The sequence below is a fragment of the Micromonospora sp. NPDC049801 genome, assembly GCF_040656575.1.
Lineage (GTDB): Bacteria > Actinomycetota > Actinomycetes > Mycobacteriales > Micromonosporaceae > Micromonospora.
On the sequence record NZ_JBFAMS010000004.1, the window covers coordinates 274,628 to 293,389 of the forward strand.

At 72.2% G+C, this 18,762-nt stretch carries 16 protein-coding genes; 6 read left to right on the top strand and 10 right to left on the bottom strand.

Annotation, left to right across the window (positions count from 1 at the left end; translation table 11 throughout):
- Positions 1-16: 16 nt before the first annotated feature.
- The 10 genes from AB0I89_RS09495 to AB0I89_RS09540 form a co-directional block, all read right to left on the bottom strand.
- The gene (locus tag AB0I89_RS09495) at positions 17-937 is read right to left on the bottom strand and encodes a DNA-3-methyladenine glycosylase 2 family protein (protein ID WP_357122862.1); all 921 of its coding nucleotides are present in this window, start codon (positions 935-937) and stop codon (positions 17-19) included.
- 130 nt (positions 938-1,067) lie between these two features.
- Positions 1,068-1,718 carry a hypothetical protein gene (locus tag AB0I89_RS09500; protein ID WP_355051743.1) on the bottom strand — a complete coding sequence of 217 codons (651 nt, stop codon included), beginning with the start codon at positions 1,716-1,718 and terminating at the stop codon, positions 1,068-1,070.
- 203 nt (positions 1,719-1,921) lie between these two features.
- Complete coding sequence (locus tag AB0I89_RS09505) at positions 1,922-2,704, bottom strand: zf-HC2 domain-containing protein (RefSeq protein ID WP_357122866.1); 783 nt, start codon at positions 2,702-2,704, stop codon at positions 1,922-1,924.
- Entirely contained in the window at positions 2,701-3,393 is a 693-nt protein-coding gene (locus AB0I89_RS09510) for a sigma-70 family RNA polymerase sigma factor (protein ID WP_355051883.1), read from the bottom strand. Before AB0I89_RS09510 ends, AB0I89_RS09505 begins: the two co-directional genes overlap by 4 nt.
- Positions 3,394-3,519: 126 nt before the next feature.
- Positions 3,520-4,377, bottom strand: coding sequence for a fused MFS/spermidine synthase (locus AB0I89_RS09515; RefSeq protein ID WP_357122869.1), 858 nt, complete (start codon positions 4,375-4,377; stop codon positions 3,520-3,522).
- Positions 4,378-4,389: 12 nt separating this feature from the next.
- On the bottom strand, positions 4,390-5,355 hold the full coding sequence (locus tag AB0I89_RS09520; protein WP_357122872.1) for a hypothetical protein: 966 nt from the start codon (positions 5,353-5,355) through the stop codon (positions 4,390-4,392).
- Between the two features lie 114 nt (positions 5,356-5,469).
- Positions 5,470-7,944, bottom strand: coding sequence for an SMC family ATPase (locus AB0I89_RS09525; protein WP_357122876.1), 2,475 nt, complete (start codon positions 7,942-7,944; stop codon positions 5,470-5,472).
- Positions 7,944-9,092: an exonuclease SbcCD subunit D gene (locus AB0I89_RS09530; protein WP_357122879.1), complete on the bottom strand. Its 1,149-nt coding sequence runs from the start codon at positions 9,090-9,092 to the stop codon at positions 7,944-7,946. The genes AB0I89_RS09525 and AB0I89_RS09530 overlap by 1 nt, the downstream gene beginning before the upstream one ends.
- Positions 9,093-9,107: 15 nt before the next feature.
- Positions 9,108-10,859 carry an ATP-binding protein gene (locus AB0I89_RS09535; RefSeq protein WP_357122882.1) on the bottom strand — a complete coding sequence of 584 codons (1,752 nt, stop codon included), beginning with the start codon at positions 10,857-10,859 and terminating at the stop codon, positions 9,108-9,110.
- Positions 10,860-11,049: 190 nt separating this feature from the next.
- On the bottom strand, positions 11,050-11,796 hold the full coding sequence (locus AB0I89_RS09540) for a pyrimidine reductase family protein (RefSeq protein WP_357122885.1): 747 nt from the start codon (positions 11,794-11,796) through the stop codon (positions 11,050-11,052).
- Positions 11,797-11,946: 150 nt separating this feature from the next.
- On the opposite strand from AB0I89_RS09540, the gene AB0I89_RS09545 reads away from it, so the two are divergent.
- The 6 genes from AB0I89_RS09545 (at position 11,947) to AB0I89_RS09570 (ending at position 18,627) form a co-directional block, all read left to right on the top strand.
- Positions 11,947-12,492 (top strand): plasmid pRiA4b ORF-3 family protein, encoded by a 546-nt coding sequence (locus AB0I89_RS09545; RefSeq protein ID WP_357122888.1) that lies wholly within the window; start codon positions 11,947-11,949, stop codon positions 12,490-12,492.
- Between the two features lie 258 nt (positions 12,493-12,750).
- A complete protein-coding gene (locus AB0I89_RS09550; RefSeq protein ID WP_357122891.1) occupies positions 12,751-14,061 on the top strand; it encodes an extracellular solute-binding protein in 1,311 nt (436 codons plus the stop codon).
- A 110-nt stretch (positions 14,062-14,171) separates the two neighbouring features.
- On the top strand, positions 14,172-15,158 hold the full coding sequence (locus tag AB0I89_RS09555) for a sugar ABC transporter permease (RefSeq protein ID WP_357122894.1): 987 nt from the start codon (positions 14,172-14,174) through the stop codon (positions 15,156-15,158).
- Between the two features lie 70 nt (positions 15,159-15,228).
- Entirely contained in the window at positions 15,229-16,074 is an 846-nt protein-coding gene (locus AB0I89_RS09560; protein ID WP_355051884.1) for a carbohydrate ABC transporter permease, read from the top strand.
- Positions 16,071-17,501, top strand: coding sequence for a GH1 family beta-glucosidase (locus AB0I89_RS09565; RefSeq protein ID WP_357122897.1), 1,431 nt, complete (start codon positions 16,071-16,073; stop codon positions 17,499-17,501). The genes AB0I89_RS09560 and AB0I89_RS09565 overlap by 4 nt, the downstream gene beginning before the upstream one ends.
- Before the next feature lie 79 nt (positions 17,502-17,580).
- Positions 17,581-18,627: a LacI family DNA-binding transcriptional regulator gene (locus AB0I89_RS09570; RefSeq protein ID WP_357122900.1), complete on the top strand. Its 1,047-nt coding sequence runs from the start codon at positions 17,581-17,583 to the stop codon at positions 18,625-18,627.
- The last annotated feature ends 135 nt before the right edge of the window (positions 18,628-18,762 follow it).

Below are 18,762 nucleotides of genomic sequence, written 5' to 3' on the forward strand. Positions count from 1 at the left end.
GGCAGCCGGGAAACGCTCAGAAGCGGGCGAACGAGCGGATCGGCGCGCGCGGGCCGTACTTCGGCGCCTGGATACCGGCGGCCTCCAGCAGCACACACACCCGACCCCGATGCCCCCGGAACGGCTCCAGCAGGGTCAGCATCCGCGCGTCGTCGCCCCTCGGTTCGCCGGCCAGGGCCCAGGACACGGTGTTCGGGATGTGGTAGTCGCCGACGCTCACCGCGTCGGGGTCGCCGTACGCGATCCGGACCACCTCGGCAGCGGTCCACGGCCCGATGCCCGCGATGGCGGTCAGCCGGCGGGTCGCCTCCGCCGCGTCGACGCAGCGCTCCAGACGGTCGGCCAGCGCGGCGGCCCGGCGCAGCGTGTCGGCCCGGCGCTGCTCCACGCCGAACGGGTGGAACACCCAGTACGGGGTGGCGGCCACCGCGGCGGCCTCGGGTGGCAGCAGCAGCGGCTGAAGCGGGCCGGGCGCCGGCTCGCGGAAGTGCCGCACGGTCGCCGCGTACGCCCGGTACGCCTCCTTGCCGGTGACCTTCTGCTCGAAGACCGCCCGCAGCAGTCGGGGGAAGACCTGCCCGGTGGTGGGCATGCGCAATCCCCGGTGCTCCCGGGCCAGCCGGGCGACGAGCGGGTGCGCCGCCGCCAACTCGGCGAAGCCGGTGAGGTCGTCGCGCAGCCCGGCGATCCCGTCGGCGTGTGCCACCACATGCTCGGCGCCCGGCCCGTACCCCTCGGCGAGCAGATCACCGCCCGTCGGTCGCAGCGCGAGGGTGGCCGGTCCCTGCGGGGTGCGGGTCGCCCACCAGAAGGTGCCGGCGGCGATCCGCGCGCACGGGTCGTACGGGCTGAAGGTCAGCGCGCGGACCGACGCGGCCAGCCGGTATCCGACCGGCGGGTGCAGCACCCGGGTCGCGGCGGGTTCGGTCTCGGTCACCCTGCCACTCTGCCAGGTCACGCGGCGGTGCCGGTCGCCGCCGTCCGCCGACGTGCCACCGGGTACGACGGTGGCCGGTCGCGCCCGCTGCGGCTGCGACCGGCCACCGTCGTACCCGGTGGTGCCGGGATCAGTACGAGTAGCCCGAGCCTCCGGCGTCGCTCGACCCGCTGTCCGCCGGCGGCGCGACGGCCTTCGGCGTCGAGGTGGGCAGGCAGGTCAGGTTCTTCTTGCCGTTCTGGTCGACCACGAACCAGGTGCCGCCGACGGCCTGACCCTTCCACTGGCCGGGCTTCTTGTCGCCGATGTAGCGGTAGACCGGCCAGCCGCCGATGGTGAGCTGGCGGGTGCCGTCCTGGCGGGTGACGCTGCCGACCTTGTCGTCGGAGAGGCCGGTGAGTTGGGGGTTCCCGTCGGTCAGCGCGGGCGGCCACACCTGCGCGCACTTGTCCACGCAGTTCGACGCGGGCGGGTCGGCGGTGTCCTTGTCGAAGCGGTACAGGACCCAGCCGTCCTGGTCCGTCACGACGTTGCCCATCCGGGCGATCTTCTTGCCGATCAACTGCTCGGTCAGGTCGACGTCCGCGGCCGGCGGCGCGTCGGCGACCGGCGCCTCCGCGGATGCCGACGCCTCGGGCTCCGCCGACGCGCTGGGCTCGGCCGCGGCGACGGCGACCGGCTCGGCCGCGCTCGAGTTCGCCCCGTCGTAACCCGCGGGAGCGCAGGCCGTTAGTGCGACCATCGCGCTCGCGACGATGACGGTCCGCTTCATCTGTGCCACGTGCCCTCCTCATTCTTGGCAGTTCACCCATAGGTACGGCGAGCGGGCTGTCAAGGTTGAAGAAGTAACAGTGGTCAATTTCACGGGTTTTGATTGAACCGTAGCGAACGATGATGCGTACGGCCCCACGCGGAACTTTCGACGGAAACAAAAATCGACGCCGGCCATTGGACAATGGCCGGCGTCGACGATGGTACGCGACCCTACATGGGCACCGTGACCAGCGGGCTCGCCACACCGTTACGGTCCACCGACTGCACCTGGAGCTGTTTGATGTCGCTCGTCAACGCCGACGTCGACGCGCTCAGCTCAAGACCCTGCGGGCGGCTGTTGGTGCCGTAACCACCCTCGGGCACCGACCACGTCGAAATCACCTCCGTGGTGGCGTTGTCGCGCACCACCACCAGTCGGCAGGTCCGCGGGCCGGGCAGTTTGCGCAGGCTGAAGTTGATGCGGGTGCCGTACTCCCGCTCAAGCAGGAACATGGTCGTCTGGACGCCGGTCGTCGGGTCGGTGGCGTCGACCTGGTCGCCCTCCTCCTCGGTGCCGCCGACGCCCGGTCCGCTCGGCGGCGCGGTCGGCGCGCTCGTCGGCGGGTCGTTGACGCCGGCGCTCGCCGTCGGCTCCGCGAGAGTTCCCGGCGCGTCGTCCCCGGCCACGCTGACGAAGCCGTAACCCGTCAACCCGCCGAAGACCACCACCGCCGCGGCGGTCGCGAGCAGCTGACGAAACCTGGTGCGCCGCCGGTCGGCCCGGACCGCGACCAGTGTCCGGTCCAGCAGCGCCGGATCCGTGGCGGTTTGCTCCAGGGCCATCATCGTCTCGCCGTCGATGCCGGAGAGCAGGCCCACCACCGGCACCATCGTCTCCAGCTCGGCCGCGCACGCCCAGCAAGCGGCGAGATGCTCCTCGAACCGCTCGGTGTCCTGCTCGTCAAGCACGCCGAGCGCGTACGCGGCGACGTCCATGTGGTCCGGCCGGCTCATTCTGTCACCCCCCGCTCCTGCAGAGCCGTGCGCAAGGCGCGCAGCGCGTAGTAGACCCGCGACTTGGCGGTGCCCAACGGAAGCCCCAGCTCCTCCGCCGCCTCCGGCACCGTCCGCCCCCGGAAGTACGTCGCGATCAGGATCTCCCGGTGCGACTGACTCAGCGTACGCAGCGCGTCCGCCACCGTCATCGTGCGCAGCACCCGGTCGGTGCTGTCCGCCTCGGCGAACGCCGTCAGGTCCCGGTCGTACGTCTCCGGCGGCCGGGCCTCCTGACTGCGGTGCTCGTCGATGGCGATCCGCCGCGCCACGGTGACCAGCCACGGCCGCAGGGAACCCTGCCCCTGTGCGCCGAGGCGGTGCGCGTTGCGCCAGGCCCGCAGCAGCGTCTCTTGGACGATGTCCTCCGCGCGCTGCCGGTCCCCCCCGGTGAGCCGCATGACGAACATCAGCAACGGGCCGGCGTGCTCGGCGTAGAGCAGCCGGATCAACTGGTCGGAGTGGCTGGCCTCGGTTGTCGTCGCCTGGTGGCGCCCGGGCGCCGGTCGGGGCGTCACCGGACCATTTTGGCGAGACGTGGCTCGGGCGTCGACCCCCCGGGCAGACGAGGTCGACCGTGACGACGACCGCGCGGACAACCAGTCCGCGCCAACCGCGTCGCCATGCCAACCGGCCGCCACCGCATGCATGCAGACCTCCGGGATGTCCGTGACCAACGCCGCCCCCACAAGGCGGGCCGCCCGGTGGTACGCAGCCACGCCCCGAGCGGATCAACGAACAACGAAAAAAACTTCGGCGGCGTCACCGGTGACCGGTCAACGGCGGACGGAGAACAGCCCCGGCGGTGGCGGATCCGAGCCGGTGGCGTCGGCGTCGCGCACCACCGCCGCCCCGCCGGCGAAGCGGTCCAACTCGTCATCGGCCACCACCCGGCCGGGAAACCAGTCGCCGGCCGCCCGCCGGGTCAAGCCGGGCACCGGGGGAGTGGTCCGCCCCGCGACCAGCACCAGATTGCCGTACCGGCGACCGCGCAGCACCCCCGCGTCGCCGACCAGGCACGCCTGCGGCAGCACCGAACGCACCGTGGCGACCTGACTGCGGGCGTACCGCAGCGGCGGGCCGTCGGCCAGGTTCGCCAGCAACCAACCCGCCGGGCGGAGCACCCGCGCGACCTCGGCGGCGTACTCCACCGACGTGAGGTGCGCCGGTGTGCGGGCACCGGCGAAGACGTCGGCGACCACCACGTCGTAGCTGGCGTCGCGCGTCGAGGTCAGCACGGCCCGCGCGTCCTGCACGCGGACCCGCAGCCGCGCGTCCGCAGGCCAGGGCAGCACGCGCCGCACCAGCTCCACCAGGGCGCCGTCCACCTCGGACACTCGCTGGGTCGAGCCGGGCCGGGTCGCCGACACGTACCGGGGCAGGGTCAACGCGCCACCGCCCAGGTGCAGCACCCGCAGCGGCTCGCCCGGGGGCGCGATCAGGTCCAGCGCGGCGGCCAGCCGTCGGACATACTCGAACTCCAGGTGGGTGGGGTCGCTCAGGTCGACGTGCGACTGCGGCGCGCCGTCCAACAGCAGCGTCCACGAACCGGGCCGGTCCGCCGACGGCACCAGCTCGGCCAGACCGGTGTCCACCCGCTCGACCACCCGGTCACCCGCTCGTTTACGCCCCACCGCGACCCCCGCTCAGCGACCGACACGTGCCGCGGCGGTCAACGCGCGGTGCAGCAGCCGGGAGTCGCCGAGCAGCGCGCGTAGGCGGCGCTCCAGGCCGGCGATCGGGATGAGGTTCTGCGGCGCCCGTGGGTCCTTGTACGGTGTCGACGCGAACCGGGGCAGCGTGACCAGCGACAGGTCGGCCAGGTCGATCGCCGCCTCGACGGGCAACTCGGTGGAGCACTCCACCCGGACGATGCCGGCCCACGGCGCGCCCACGGCCACCGGCAGCCGCAGATACCACGACCAGCCGCCCCAGGGCGTGCGGAGCCGGAACACCGGCGACCGCTCGCCCGGCGCCAGGCCCGTCACCACCGCCGTCAGCCGGGCGTCCAGGTACTGGCTGTGCTGGGTCTTGATGTAGCCGAGCGTGCGCGGCAGATGGTGCCGACTGCGCAGCGGACCGTCCACCACCAACAGATCGCCGTCGACCCGGGCGGCGTCGGACACCGCCACCTCCAACGCGGTCAACGGGCCCTGCACGGCCGCCGGCAGCTTCGCCAGCTCGCCGGTGCCGCCCACCCGGTGCACCGGATAGCGGATCGCGCCCGCCACCACGTCCCGGGCCGACGGGCTCGCCGTGAACAGACCCCGGCCCACCTGCGTGCCGGCCAACTGCGCCGCGCCCCGACCCAGGTCGCAGCGCACCACCCCGGCCGCGTACGACGCCGCGAGCCCCGGAAACGACCCGCCGTCCTCCTCCGCCGTCCAGATGCTCGCGTCGACCCGGCGGACCCCGTCGACCAGGAGCACCACGTCCGGCGCCCGCACGTCGGCGCGTACGCCGATCGCCCGCCAGTCGACGGCCGGCAACTCCACGTCGACCTCGACCTGGGTGCTGCTCGGGGTGGCCGGCCCGGAGGCGGACGCCTCGAACGACGCCCCGTACGACGGGTCCCACGAGTCGACGAAGAACGCCGCGTCGCCCACGCTCACCGACCCGACCTTTCGTTCGCGACTGCGGGGCTCCGCTGCGCTGCACTCCTCGCGCTCACCGGCCGGACCTTTCGTTCGCGACAGCGGGGCTCCGCTGCGCTGCACTCCTCGCGCTCACCGGCCGGTCCGTTCGACGCGCGCCGAGCGGGCGTCCTTGCGTACCTCGAAGCGGACCGGGATCCGCTCGGCCAGCGCCGCGACGTGGGTGACCACGCCGACCATCCGGTCACCCCGGGCGGCCAGGTTCTCCAGCGTGGCGGCCACCGTGTCCAGGGTGGCCGCGTCCAGCGTGCCGAAACCCTCGTCCAGGACGATCGACTCCAGACTCGCCGCCGTCGTCGACATGCCGGCCAACTGCTCGGAGAGCGCCAACGCCAACGCCAGCGACGCCTGGAACGTCTCGCCGCCGGAGAGCGTCCGTACGCCCCGGCGCAGCCCGGCGTCGTGGTGGTCGACCACGAAGAACTCGCCCTTGTCGTGCACCAGCTCGTACTGACCCGAGGACAGTTCCCGCAGGATCCCGGACGCGCCGTCGACCAGCAGGTCCAGCGCCTCCGCCAGCAGCCACCGCTCGAAGTTGTTGGCCCGCAGGTGGCCCGCGAGGGCCCGCGCGACCTGCGCCTCGCGCTCGTGCCCGGCCCGCTGCTCGCGCAACGTGCCGGCCTGTTCGCGGCGCTCGTGCAGTCGACGCCGGTCGGCCTCGGCCCGCTCCACTGCGATCGTCGCGGCGTGTACCGGATCATCGCCGACCGGCACGTCGGCGGCGGCGAAGATGTCGGCGATCCGCCGCTGCACCTCGTCGGCCGCCGCCTCGGCCTCGGCGACGACGGTAACCCGGCCGGCCCGGTCAGCACGACGACGCTCCGCCTCGGCCGTCGCCCAGTCGGTCAACGCCGCCCAGGAGGCCGCCACGTCGTCCCGGTCGGCGGCCGGCGGCCCGAACCGGGCCAGCCCGTCGCGGGCGGTGTCGAAGCCCCGCCAGGTAGCCCGCAGCCGCTCCTGCGCCGCGTCCACCCCGGCGCGGGCCTGGCGGGCGCTTTCCCGGCCCGCCCGGACGGCGGTCGCCGCCTCGTCCAGAACCCGTCGCAGCCGGGCGTGCTCGGCCAGCTCCCGGCGCAGCACCGCGGGCTCGGCCGCGCCCGCGAGCTGCCCGTCCAGTTCGGCCAGCCGGGCGTCCACCTGCTCCTGCCGGGCGCGGGCCTGCACCAGCAGCCGTTCCAGGTCACGCGCCGCGGCGTCCCGCTGCTGCACCGCCGCCTGCGCCGCCTTGGTGGCGGCCCGCGCCGCCTTGCCGGCCGCCGTCGCGGCGGCCACCGCCGAATCCGCCGGGACGGCCGGCACCCGCGTCACCGGCTGCTCGCACACCGGGCAGGGCCTGCCCGGATGCAGGTGCGCCCGCAGGCCGACCGCCAGGTCGGTGGCCTTCGCCTCCTCGTGCGCCCGGAAGGCCGCCTCCAACTCGGCGTCGGCCCGCTCGGCCTCGGCGCGGGCGGCGGCCAGCGCCGCCACCGCCGTCGTGTGCTCCTCGTCCGCCGTACGCACCGCCGCGCGGACCGTGTCGGCCTCGCCGGTCAGCCGATCCCGATCGTCGTACGCCCGCAGTTGCAGCCGCAGCGCGCTCTCGTCACCGGCGCCGGCCAACTCACCGCGCAGCTTCTCCTCCCGCTCCTCGGCCAGCGACACCGCCGCGACAGCCGCGTCGGCCTCGGCGCGCGCCGCGGCCACCGCGTGCGCCACCTCGGCCACCCCGCGCGGGGCGCGGACGGCGGACAGCACGCTCAGCTCGTCGTCGAGCGCGGTCAGGGCCACCGCCGCCTCCCGCGCGCGGTCCCGGGCCGCCGCCAACTCCGGCATGGCCCCGGTCACCGCGCCGGCCAGCTCAACCATCTCCTCGACGAGGGCGTCGGCCTCGGCCACCGCCTCGTCGTCCACCCCGGTCAGGCCGGCGAGCACCTGGTCGACCGCGTCCAGCTTGGCCTCCGCCTGCGCCGCGCGGGCCGTGGCCCTCTTCTGCACGTCCTCGTAGACGCCGAGGCCCAGCAGGTTGACCAGGATCTGCTGCCGGGTGGCCGGCTTGGCGTGCAGAAAGTCGGCGAACTGCCCCTGCGGCAGCACCACGCAGCTGGTGAACTGCTCGTACGGCAGCCCGACCGCCTCCAGCACCGCCTGCTCCATCTCGGCGGGCGTACCGGCGACCACCTCACCCAGGTCGTCCGGGCTCAACCCGGTGTCGAGCTTGGTCACGTCGAAGCCGGCCGGCATCACCTGCAACCCGGCGTTCGCGGTCTTCACGTTGCCCCGGCCGTCCCGGCGCACCACCCGGGTCGCCACGTACCGGGCGCCACCGGACTCGAAGACCAGCCGCACCCGGGCCTCGGTCGCCGACGGCGCGAGGGCGTTCGCCAACCCCCGCGCGCCACCCCAACGGGGGACCGTGCCGTAGAGGGCGAAGCAGATGGCGTCCAGCACTGTCGACTTGCCCGAACCGGTCGGCCCGATCAACGCGAAGAAGTCGGCGTCGGTGAAGTCGACCGTCGTGGAGTCCCGGAAGACCGTGAACCCGGCCATGTCGAGCCGCATCGGTCGCATCAGTGATCGACCTCCTCGAAGAGCTCGTCGAAGAGTTCCCGAACGCCCTCGTCGTCGTGGCCCCGGCTGTCCAGGTAGTCGCCGAACAGCTCCCGGGGGGAACGCCCCGACCGCTGCGCGATCCGGGTGCCGCTGCCCGGCGTCGCCAGCAACTCCGGGTCGATCCGGATCTCCAACGCGCGGGGGAGCAGCTCCTGGACCTCCTCGCGCAGGCCCGCGCGGGGGTGCTCCCGCACGAACACCCGCAGCCAGGCGTCCGGCGCCTCGATCTCGGCGAGCTGGGCCAGCGTGCCGCGGACCGTCCGCAGCGCGCTCGCCGCGGTCACCGGCACCTCCCGCACCCGGGCCGCCGTGCTGGCGGTCACCTCGACGACCGTCACCGACGGCACGTTCTCCTGCTCGCCGAAGTCGACGGCGAGCGGGCTGCCGCTGTACCGCACCGGGCAGGGGCCCTCGACGCGCTGCGCCCGGTGCAGGTGGCCCAGCGCCACGTAGTGCGCCGTCGCCGGGAAGACGGTGGCCGGCACCGCGTAGCCGAGCACCGTGTGCGCGTCCCGCTCGCCGCCGCCGGCCGCCGCGCCGATCACCGTCAGGTGGGCGGTTACCAGGTGCACCCGGTCCGGCTCCGAGAAACCCTCGGTGAGCCGGCCCAGCACCCGACCCAGGTGGTCGGCGTACGTCTGGTTGGCCTCGGCGGCGGTCAGCTCGTACATTTCCAGCGCGCGGATCGCGTACCGCTGGGACAGGAACGGCAGCGCGGCGAGCTGCCACCGCTCACCGCCGGCCGTGGTGCCGTCGATGACGTGCTCGGCCGGATTCTCGCGCACCCCGCCGCGCAGCGTGATGCCCGCGGCCTCGGCCCACGGGCGCAGCGCGTCCAGCGCGGGCCCGTTGTCGTGGTTGCCGCCGATGGCGACCACGTCCGCGCCGGTACGACGCAGCGCGGTCAACGCCCGGGTGACCAGCCGGGTCGCCTCCGAGGTCGGTGCGGCCGTGTCGTAGAGGTCACCGGCGACGATCACCAGGTCGGGCTGTTCGGCGCGGGCGATGTCGATCACCCCGGCCAGCACGGCCGTGTGCTCCTCGGCCCGGGACTGCCCCTTGAGCACCTTGCCCACGTGCCAGTCGGAGGTGTGCAGGATCTTCATAGGTGTGCCGGCCCCCTAGAACGGGATGTCGTCGTCGCTGCCGCCGCCGGAGCCCACCACGGCGAACGGGTCGGCGGACTGGGTGATCGAGCGCAGCGTCTCCGAGGGGGCCCGACCCGCCTCGGAGACCCGGGTGGCCCACGCCGGGAACGGGAACTCCAGGCAGAGCGGCACCGGGATGTCCGGCTGGTTGACGAACATGGTGCCCGGCTTGGCGAGCAGCGCCCGCTGTCGCTGGGCCGGCGGCAGGAAGCCGTACTCGGGGCGGGACGCCTCGGCCGGGTCGAGCCGGCCGACCACCCGGATCGCCGAGTTGGTGACGATGCGCCGCTCCACCTCGCTCGCCGTCTGCTGGGCCCCGATCAGGATGACCCCGAGCGAGCGGCCGCGCTCGGCGATGTCGAGCAGCACCTCCTTGATGGGGGAGGAGCCCTCCCGGGGGGCGTACTTGTTGAGCTCGTCGAGGACGACGAAGAGCAGCGGCTTGGCCGTACCGGCCTTCTCCTTGCGCTCGAACTCGCTCTTGAGCGTCACACCCACCACGAACCGCTGCGCCCGGTCGGGGAGGTTGTGCAGGTCGACGACGGTCACCTGCGCCGACTCGCTGGTGTTGATCGAGTGCGGGCGACGGACGGCCAGGTCGCCGCGGATCAGCCGGGCCAGGTCCTTCTTGCTGCCGATCAGCCGGCGGGCGAACGCGTTGACGGTGCCCAGTCCGACCGCGCTGCCCGCCCAGTCGGAGCGGGTCTCGTCGTTGTTGAGCGCCTCGACGATGTGGTCGACCAGATCGCCGTAGGACCCGAGCCGCACCCCGTCGATGCTCACGCCCCCGTCGGCGGGCTGGGCGTACCGGGCCAGGTGGGCCGCGACCGAGTGGACCACCATCGTGTACTGCTGGCGCTCGTCGTCGGCGTCCGCGAAGACGTACGGCAGCAGGCGGTCGGAGCAGAACTCGCTCAACGTCCAGTAGAAGGCGTCGACGCCGGTCAGCCGGCTGCTCACGTCCGGCGTGCCGGCCGCGTCACCGACCCGGGGCGGGGCGTACACCCGCACGTCGGGGAAGGCGCCGGCGCTGAGGCCCAGCTTCGCGTACGCCGCCCGGGTCGGCTCGTCGAGGCGCGTGTTGGGGTGGTCGAGGAACAGCAGGTCCTCGCCCTTGACGTTGAAGATGAGCGCCTTGCCGTTGACCGCGTCGCCGCCCAGGACGCCGGAGCGGAACACCGAGTAGAGCAGGAAGGTGGCGAAGCTCGTCTTGGTGGCGACCCCGGAGATGCCGGAGATCGAGACGTGCGCGCCCCGGCTGCCGTCGAGGAAGTCGGCGTTCAGGTAGACCGGCACGCCGTCGCGGCCCATCCCCATCGGGATGCGCCGCTCCATCCGGTCGAAGTGCAGCGCGCGGGCCCGCGCGTCGCCCTCGGCCCGGTGCACCACGGCCCCCGGGGTCGGCGGCACGTACAGCTCCGGGTCGACCCGCGTGGTGGTGACCTCGGCCGCCTCCTGGACCTGGGCGGGCAGGGTGCCGTCGGCGATGGCGAAGACGTCCGAGTCGAACTGGGCGCCCTCGTGCCGGGCCCGGACCTGCGTGACCACACCGGCGATCGTCACCGGCTCGCGGTTGGGCAGCTCACGACGGGTGACCACCACGTCGTCGAGCTGGAGGTAGCTGCCGGGGGCCACCGCCGTCCAGAACTGCAACGGCGTGGCGTCGGCGGTGCCCAGCACCCGGCCGACCAGCTCGCCCGGGCTGTCGAGGTCGGCGTCGGTCATCGGACGACTCGGGTCGGGCGGGCAGCGCGGTCGGGAAGCATGAGGTGCATCCTGCCCGAGGAGTACGACAGGTCGCCACGCGACGCGGCGGACGACACCCTGGTCGGTCACACCCGCGACGCTGGGTGGGTGACCGGGCGACGGCCCGTCACGCGTCGGTGAGTGGCGGGCCGTCGCCGGGGCGCGGCCGTCAGTCGCGGGCGTGCCGGAGCATCAGGACGCCGTCGTCGGCGGCGAGCACGTGCCGCAGCGGCAGGTGCGTCGGCCCGGTGGCGTCGCCGGCGGTGATCCGCCCCGGCCCCGGCCCGGCGAGCAGCGGCGCGACCGTGAGGCACAGCTCGTCCACCAGGTCGGCCGCGGTGAGCGCGCCGAGCAGGTGCGGGCCGCCCTCGCAGAGCAGCTGCGTCAGTCCGCGTCCGTGCAGCTCGGCCAGGGCGGCGGCGAGGTCGACCCGGCCGGTACCGCAGCGCAGCACTTCGGCGACGTCGGTGAGGCCGGGGGGTGGCCCGGCGTCGGAGCGGGTGAGCACGATCGGCCGGACCGGCGCGTCGGCGAACGCGGCCTGCGCCGGGTCCAGGTCGAGGGCGCCGGAGACGACCACCAACGTCGGGTACGCGGCCAGCCCGTTCGCCCTGCGCCAGGCGCGGCGGCCCTCGTCCAGGCGGACGGCCCGGTACCCCTCGTGCCGCAGGGTGCCGGCGGCCACCACGAGGGCGTCGCAGACCATCCGCAGCAGGCCGAACACCCGCTTGTCCGGCTCGCCCGACAGCCCGGCGGAGAAGCCGTCGACGGTGACCGCGCCGTCCAGGCTGGAGACGAAGTTGACCCGCAGTCGGGGCCGGTCGGCGCGGCCGTAGAGGGCGGTCAACGCCGCGTCGTCGAGGGGCTCGACGGACGGCTCGGGCCACAGCCGCCGGATCGGAATTCCGACCGTCATTCGCCGGCCGGACCGGTGACCGGAGGGGTCGGTTCAGCGGTACGGTGCTGGCAGTCGCACCAGTTCCGGCCCGGGCAGTCGTCGTGCCGCCGGGCCCGGCACGCTCGGCAGATCATGGTCGCAGCCTAAGCCGCGGGAGGACAGGACAGCATGCCGCGTCAGATCTTCCAGCTGAAGATGTCCCTCGCCGGCGTGCGCCCGATCATCTGGCGTCGGGTGCTCGTCCCGGCCGGCTACACGCTGGACCGACTGCACCGGGTCGCGCAGCACGCGATGGGCTGGCGGGACTGCCACCTGCACTCGTTCGAGATCGACACGGTGACCTACGGCGAACCCGTCCCGGACGAGGGCCTGGGGCTGCACGACGAGCTGGACGTCCGGCTGGACGCGGTGCTCGGCAAGGGCAGCAGGTTCTCCTACACGTACGACTTCGGCGACTGGTGGGAGCACGACCTGGTCGTCGAGGACGCACTCACCGCCGACCAGGACGAGCGGTACCCGGTCTGCCTGGACGGGGAGGGCGCCTGCCCGCCGGAGGGAATCGGTGGTCCACTGGGCTACCAGACGCTGCTGGCGGCCCTGGCCGATCCGGCTCATCCGGAGCGGGCTCTGCTGACCGGCTGGGTCACCGGCGGCTTCGACCCGGCGCTCTTCGATCCCGCCGTCGCGACCACGCTGCTGCGTCGCTTCTGCTGAACGGGCTGGTCAGGCTGGCGTCGATGCCTCGTGTGCCGGCCTGAAACAGGGCGGTAACGATCTGGGAACGCTCCCAATGGTCTATTGACACCCTGGTAGCGCCCCGGCAATCTCATGGGAGCGCTCCCGGGGGAGTGGCGGAAGTCTCCTTCACAGCTCTCCCCAGGCGTCCACGGCCACCGGCTGAGCGGCGCGGGGCGCTACAGCACCCCCCACCACGTACGACACACCAAGCCTCACCACTTGAGAGGGGTCAGGATGAGCGTCACCTCACGTCGCCGCTTTGCGGCGATCGCGCTCGCGTCCGTCGCCGTGCTTGCCGCGGCGACCGCCTGCGGCGACGGCGACTCGTCGTCCGATTCGGACGGCGGCAAGGTCACTCTGGTCGTCGACGTCTTCGGCGACCAGGGCTTCGGCTACGAAGATCTCTACAAGCAGTACCAGACGGAGCACCCGAACGTCACGATCCAGGAGCGCGGCAAGGGCCTCGGCCTCGGTGACTACAACACCCGGCTGACGCAGCAGATCACCGCCGGCGCCGGTGCCGGTGACGTCGTCGCCCTCGAAGAGGGCACGATCGTGCAGTTCTTCGCGCAGGCCGACAAGTTCGTGAACCTGGCCGACCACGGCGCCAACGACCTCAAGGGCAACTTCCTGCCGTGGAAGTGGGAGGGTGGCCTCACGCCGGACGGCAAGGTGCTCGGTCTCGGCACCGACGTCGGCGGCATGGCCGTCTGCTACCGCAGCGACCTCTTCAAGGCCGCCGGTCTGCCGACCGACCGCGAGCAGGTCGGCGCCCTCTGGCCGACGTGGGACGCGTTCATCGAGCAGGGCCAGAAGTTCACCGCCGCCGACAAGAAGCACAAGTTCGTCGACTCGGCCACCAACTTCTACAACATCGTGCTGATGCAGACGGCGGGCGCCGGCAACGGCTACACCTACTTCGACAAGAGCAACAAGCTCGTCGTCGGCGAGAACCCGGACGTGCAGACCGCGTTCCAGCAGACCACCAAGATGATCAGCGCGGGTCTGTCGAACAACCTGCGGAGCTTCTCGAACGAGTGGAACGCCGGCTTCAAGAACGGCAGCTTCGCCACCATCGGCTGCCCGGCCTGGATGACGGGTGTCATCAAGGGCCAGGCCGGTGACGCGGCGGCCGGCAAGTGGGACGTCGCCAAGGCGCCGGGCAACGGCGGCAACTGGGGCGGTTCCTGGCTGGCCGTGCCGAAGTCCAGCAAGCACCAGAAGGAAGCCGCTGAGCTGGCCAAGTTCCTGACCAGCGCCAAGAGCCAGACCGAGGCGTTCAAGAAGGTCGGCAACCTGCCGTCGTCGCCGCAGGCCCTCGAGGACCCGGCCGTGCTCGCCGCCACCAACGAGTACTTCAGCGGCGCGCCGATCGGCAAGATCTTCGCCGCTGGCGCCAAGGAGCTGAAGCCGGTCTACCTCGGCCCGAAGAACCAGGCGGTCCGGGACGCGGTCGAGAACGCGCTGCGCAGCATCGAGCAGGGTAAGGCCGCCGACGCCGCTTGGCAGGACGCGGTGAAGAACGGCCAGGCAGCAGGCAAGTAACGGCTGCGACGCGCTCACGGGTGGTGCCGCTCCGGCACCACCCGTGAACCCGCGTCAACACGCCCTGCCGCGGCGCCCCACGAGGCGCCGCCGAGTGTGAAGGACCGCTCATGAGCTCCCTGAAGACCCCCGCGCCACCGGACGCGTCGGCCCGCGGGCCGCGCCCGGCGCCACGGCACTCAACGGCGCGCCGCCGGCAGCTGAACCGGCTGGACCTGCGCTTCACCCCGTACGTCTTCGTCCTGCCGTTCTTCGTGCTCTTCGCGATCTTCGGCGTCTACCCGATCGTCTACACGTTCTGGATCGCGATGACCGACCGGTCACCGATGAACGCGACGATCAGCTTCGTCGGCCTGGACAACTTCGTCGAGCTGTTCACGAACGACCCGCAGTTCTGGAACGCGGTGGTGAACACCTTCGGGATGTTCGCGCTCTCCACCATCCCGCAGCTGCTCATCGCGCTGATGCTGGCCAACGCGTTGAACCGCCGCATCCGCGGCCAGATGTTCTTCCGGCTGGCCATCGCGATGCCGATCATCACCTCGACCGCCGTGGTGGCGCTCATCTTCTCGATGATCTACGCCCGGGACTTCGGCCTGATGAACTGGCTGCTCGACCTGGTCGGTCTCGGCCCCATCGACTGGCGGGCCAACCGCTTCGCCTCCTGGGTCGCCATCGCCACCATGGTCGACTGGCGGTGGGTGGGCTACAACGCCCTCATCTACCTCGCCGCGATGCAGTCGATCAGCAAGGACGTGTACGAGGCGGCCGCCCTCGACGGCGCCTCGCAACGCCGCCAGTTCTGGTCGATCACCATTCCGCAGCTGCGCCCCACCATCATCTTCACGCTGATCATCTCGACCATCGGCGGTCTGCAGCTCTTCACCGAGCCGCTGATGTTCACCAGCGGCTCGGGCGCGCTCTCCGGCGGCACGGAGGGGCAGTTCCAGACGATCACGATGTACCTGCTGGACGTCATGAACCAGCGGTTCCGGTGGGGGTACGCGGGCGCCGTCGCCCTGGTGCTGTTCCTGCTGATCGCGTCCGTCTCGTTCATCAACTACCTGCTGGCCCGCCGCATCAGCTCCGACAAGTGAGGGTGGCCCACCCATGACCAGTACCACTCTGCGACCGCCGTCGGTCCGGCCACCGGCCGAACGCAACGGCATCCGCCACAGCGCGGAGAAGCTCTGGACGGCCAGCCCGCTCACCTGGTTCGGGCTCGTCCTCGGCGTCATCCTGTCGCTCTTCCCGTTCTACTGGATGATCGTCATCGCCTCGCGGACCAGTGACGCCGCGAACTCCTGGCCCCCGCCGTTCCTGCCGGGCGGCAAGCTGGGCGAGAACATCCAGCGGGTGCTCGACAACGGCGACGCGAACATCGTCAAGGGCCTGATGAACTCGTTCCTGGTGTCGGGCACGATCACGGTGGCGACCGTGTTCTTCGGCTCGCTCGCCGGATTCGCGTTCGCCAAACTGCGTTTCCGCGGCAAGAACGCGCTGCTGCTCATCATCCTGGCCTCGATGATGATTCCCATCCAGCTCGGTGTGCTCCCGCTGTACATCCTCATGGCCAAGCTGGAATGGCTGAACACGATGCCGTCGGTGACGGTTCCGTTCCTGATCGGCGGCTTCGGCATCTTCATGATGCGCCAGTACGCCGAGCAGGCGGTGCCCAACGAGCTGATCGAGGCGGCCCGCGTCGACGGCTGCTCCACCTGGCGTGTCTACTGGCACGTGGTGGTGCCGGCGCTGCGGCCCGCGGCGGCCGTGCTCGGGCTGCTCACCTTCATGGAGCAGTGGAACCAGTTCTTCTGGCCCTTCGTGGTGCTCGCCGACCCGGCCAACCCGACCGTGCAGATCTCCCTGCGCAGTCTGAACACCGCGTACTTCGCGGACAATTCTCAGATTTTCGCGGGTACGCTCATCGCTACCCTTCCGCTGTTCATCGTCTTCGTTCTGTTCGGCCGCCAGATCATCGGCGGGATCATGGAAGGTGCCGTCAAGTCGTGAGCAACCCCGCCAGCCCATCCGCCGTCGACCTCGACGAGCGTTCCGGGCTGACCTTTCCACCCGGCTTCCTCTGGGGAGCCGCGACCGCGGCATACCAGATCGAGGGGGCGGCGGCCGAGGACGGCCGCACCCCGTCGATCTGGGACACCTTCAGCCACACCGAGGGCCTGGTGGTCAACGGGCACACCGGCGACGTGGCCTGCGACCACTACCACCGGCTCGGCGACGACGTCGCGTTGATGGCCGAGCTGGGCCTCAAGTCGTACCGTTTCTCGGTCTCCTGGCCCCGGGTGCAGCCCGGTGGCACGGGCGCGGCCAACCCGAAGGGCCTGGACTTCTACCGGCGGCTCGTGGACGAGCTGCTGGCCCACGACATCGAGCCGTGGCTCACCCTCTACCACTGGGACCTTCCCCAGGAGCTGGAGGACGCCGGTGGCTGGCCGTCGCGGGACACCGCCGCCCGCTTCGCCGACTACACGACGCTCGTCGCCGACGCGCTCGGCGACCGGGTGCGCTACTGGACCACCCTGAACGAGCCGTGGTGCTCGGCGTTCCTCGGGTACGGCTCCGGCGTACACGCCCCGGGCCGGTCCAACGGCGCGGACTCGGTGCGCGCCGGCCACCACCTGATGCTCGGGCACGGCCTGGCCGTGCAGGCCCTGCGGGCCGTCCGGCCCACGGCCGAGGTGGGCGTGACCGTCAACCTGTACCCGGTCGACGCGGCCACCGACGCTCCCGCCGACGTGGACGCGGCCCGCCGGATCGACGGGCTGGCCAACCGCTTCTTCCTCGACCCGCTGCTGCGCGGGTCGTACCCGGAGGATCTGGTGGCCGACCTGCGCGAGGTCACCGACTTCGACCACGTCCGCGAGGGTGACCTGGCGACCATCTCCACGCCGCTGGACCTGGTCGGGATCAACTACTACAGCCGGCACGTGGTCGCCGCGCCGATCGAGGGCGCCGAGCCCGAGCCGTACTGGCGGGCACCCTCCTGCTGGCCGGGCAGCGAGGACGTCCGGTTCGTCACCCGGGGCGTTCCGGTGACCGACATGGACTGGGAGATCGACGCCCCGGGCCTGGTGGAGACGCTGCGGCGGGTGCACGAGGAGTACACGGACCTGCCGCTGTACGTCACCGAGAACGGCTCCGCGTTCGTCGACACCGTCGTCGACGGGCAGGTCGACGACGTCGACCGGCTGGCCTACTTCGACGCGCACCTGCGGGCCTGCCACGAAGCGATCAACGCCGGCGTGCCCCTGCGGGGATACTTCGCCTGGTCATTGATGGATAATTTCGAGTGGGCCTGGGGTTACACCAAGCGCTTCGGCATGATCCACGTCGACTACGACAGCCAGCTTCGCATCCCCAAGTCCAGCGCCAGGTGGTACGCCTCGGTGATCCGACGCAACGGTCTGGCCGCACAATAGGCTCGGGCCAGCCATCAGGGCGGTCCCGGCGTCCACTCTCGCGTGGCGCCGGGTCCGCCCGCCGTCGGAGGAGCAGACGATGACAACGCAGCGCACCCGCTCGCTCGGGCGCCCGACCCTCGATGCGGTCGCGGCGCGCGCCGGCGTGGGTCGGGGCACGGTCTCGCGCGTGGTCAACGGCTCGCCCCAGGTCAGCCCGGAGGCCCGGGCCGCGGTCCAACAGGCGATCGCCGAGTTGGGGTACGTGCCGAACCGCGCCGCCCGCGCGCTGGTCACCCAGCGGACCGACTCCGTCGCCCTGGTGGTGTCCGAATCCGGGGAGCGGGTCTTCACCGAGCCGTTCTTCGCGGCGATCGTGCGGGGGATCAGCTCCGGCCTGCTGGAGACGCCCATGCAGCTCTGGCTGGCGATGGCCCAGTCGCCGGTCGAGCGTGAGCGCGTCGAGCACCACCTCACCAACCAGCACGTCGACGGCGTACTGCTGCTGTCGTTGCACGACTCCGATCCGCTGCCCACCCTGCTGGAGGAGCGCGGCCTGCCCGCGGTGCTCGGTGGCCGACCGGCCCGGATGCTGCAACCCGGGGCCCAGCCGGCGTGGTTCGTCGACGTGGACAACGTTGGCGGCGCACGGCAGGCGGTGGAGTACCTGACCAGCCAGGGGCGGCGACGCGTCGCCACCATCGCCGGACCGCAGGACATGGGCGCCGGCCTGGCCCGACTGGCCGGCTACACCGAGGCCGTCAAGGCCACCGGCGTCGGCGTCAACCCCGACCTGATCGCGTACGGCGACTTCAGCGAGAGCAGCGGGGCGACCGCCATGCGCCGGCTGCTGAACGCCTGCCCGGACCTGGACGCCGTCTTCGTCGCGTCCGACCTGATGGCGTTCGGCGCGTTGCGGACCCTGCGCGACGCCGGCCGGCGTGTCCCGGAGGACGTCGCCGTGATCGGCTTCGACGACGCGCCGGTCGCCCGCCAGGCGGACCCACCGTTGACGAGCGTGTTCCAGCCGGTGGAGGAGATGGGCCGGCAGATGGCCCGGCTGCTGGTCGCCCGCATCCGCGGCGACGACCTACCCGCCCCGCACATCCTCCTGGACACCCAACTCGTCCACCGAGCCAGCGCGTAACCTCTCCCGCGCGCTCCCCGCCCCCTCTCCCCGGCCGATCTTGCACTTGCTGTGGCGACATACGGGATTTTCCGCGTGAACTGTCGACAGAAAGTGCAAGATCGCGTGCTGGGGGGCGGGCGCGGGGCGCGGGGC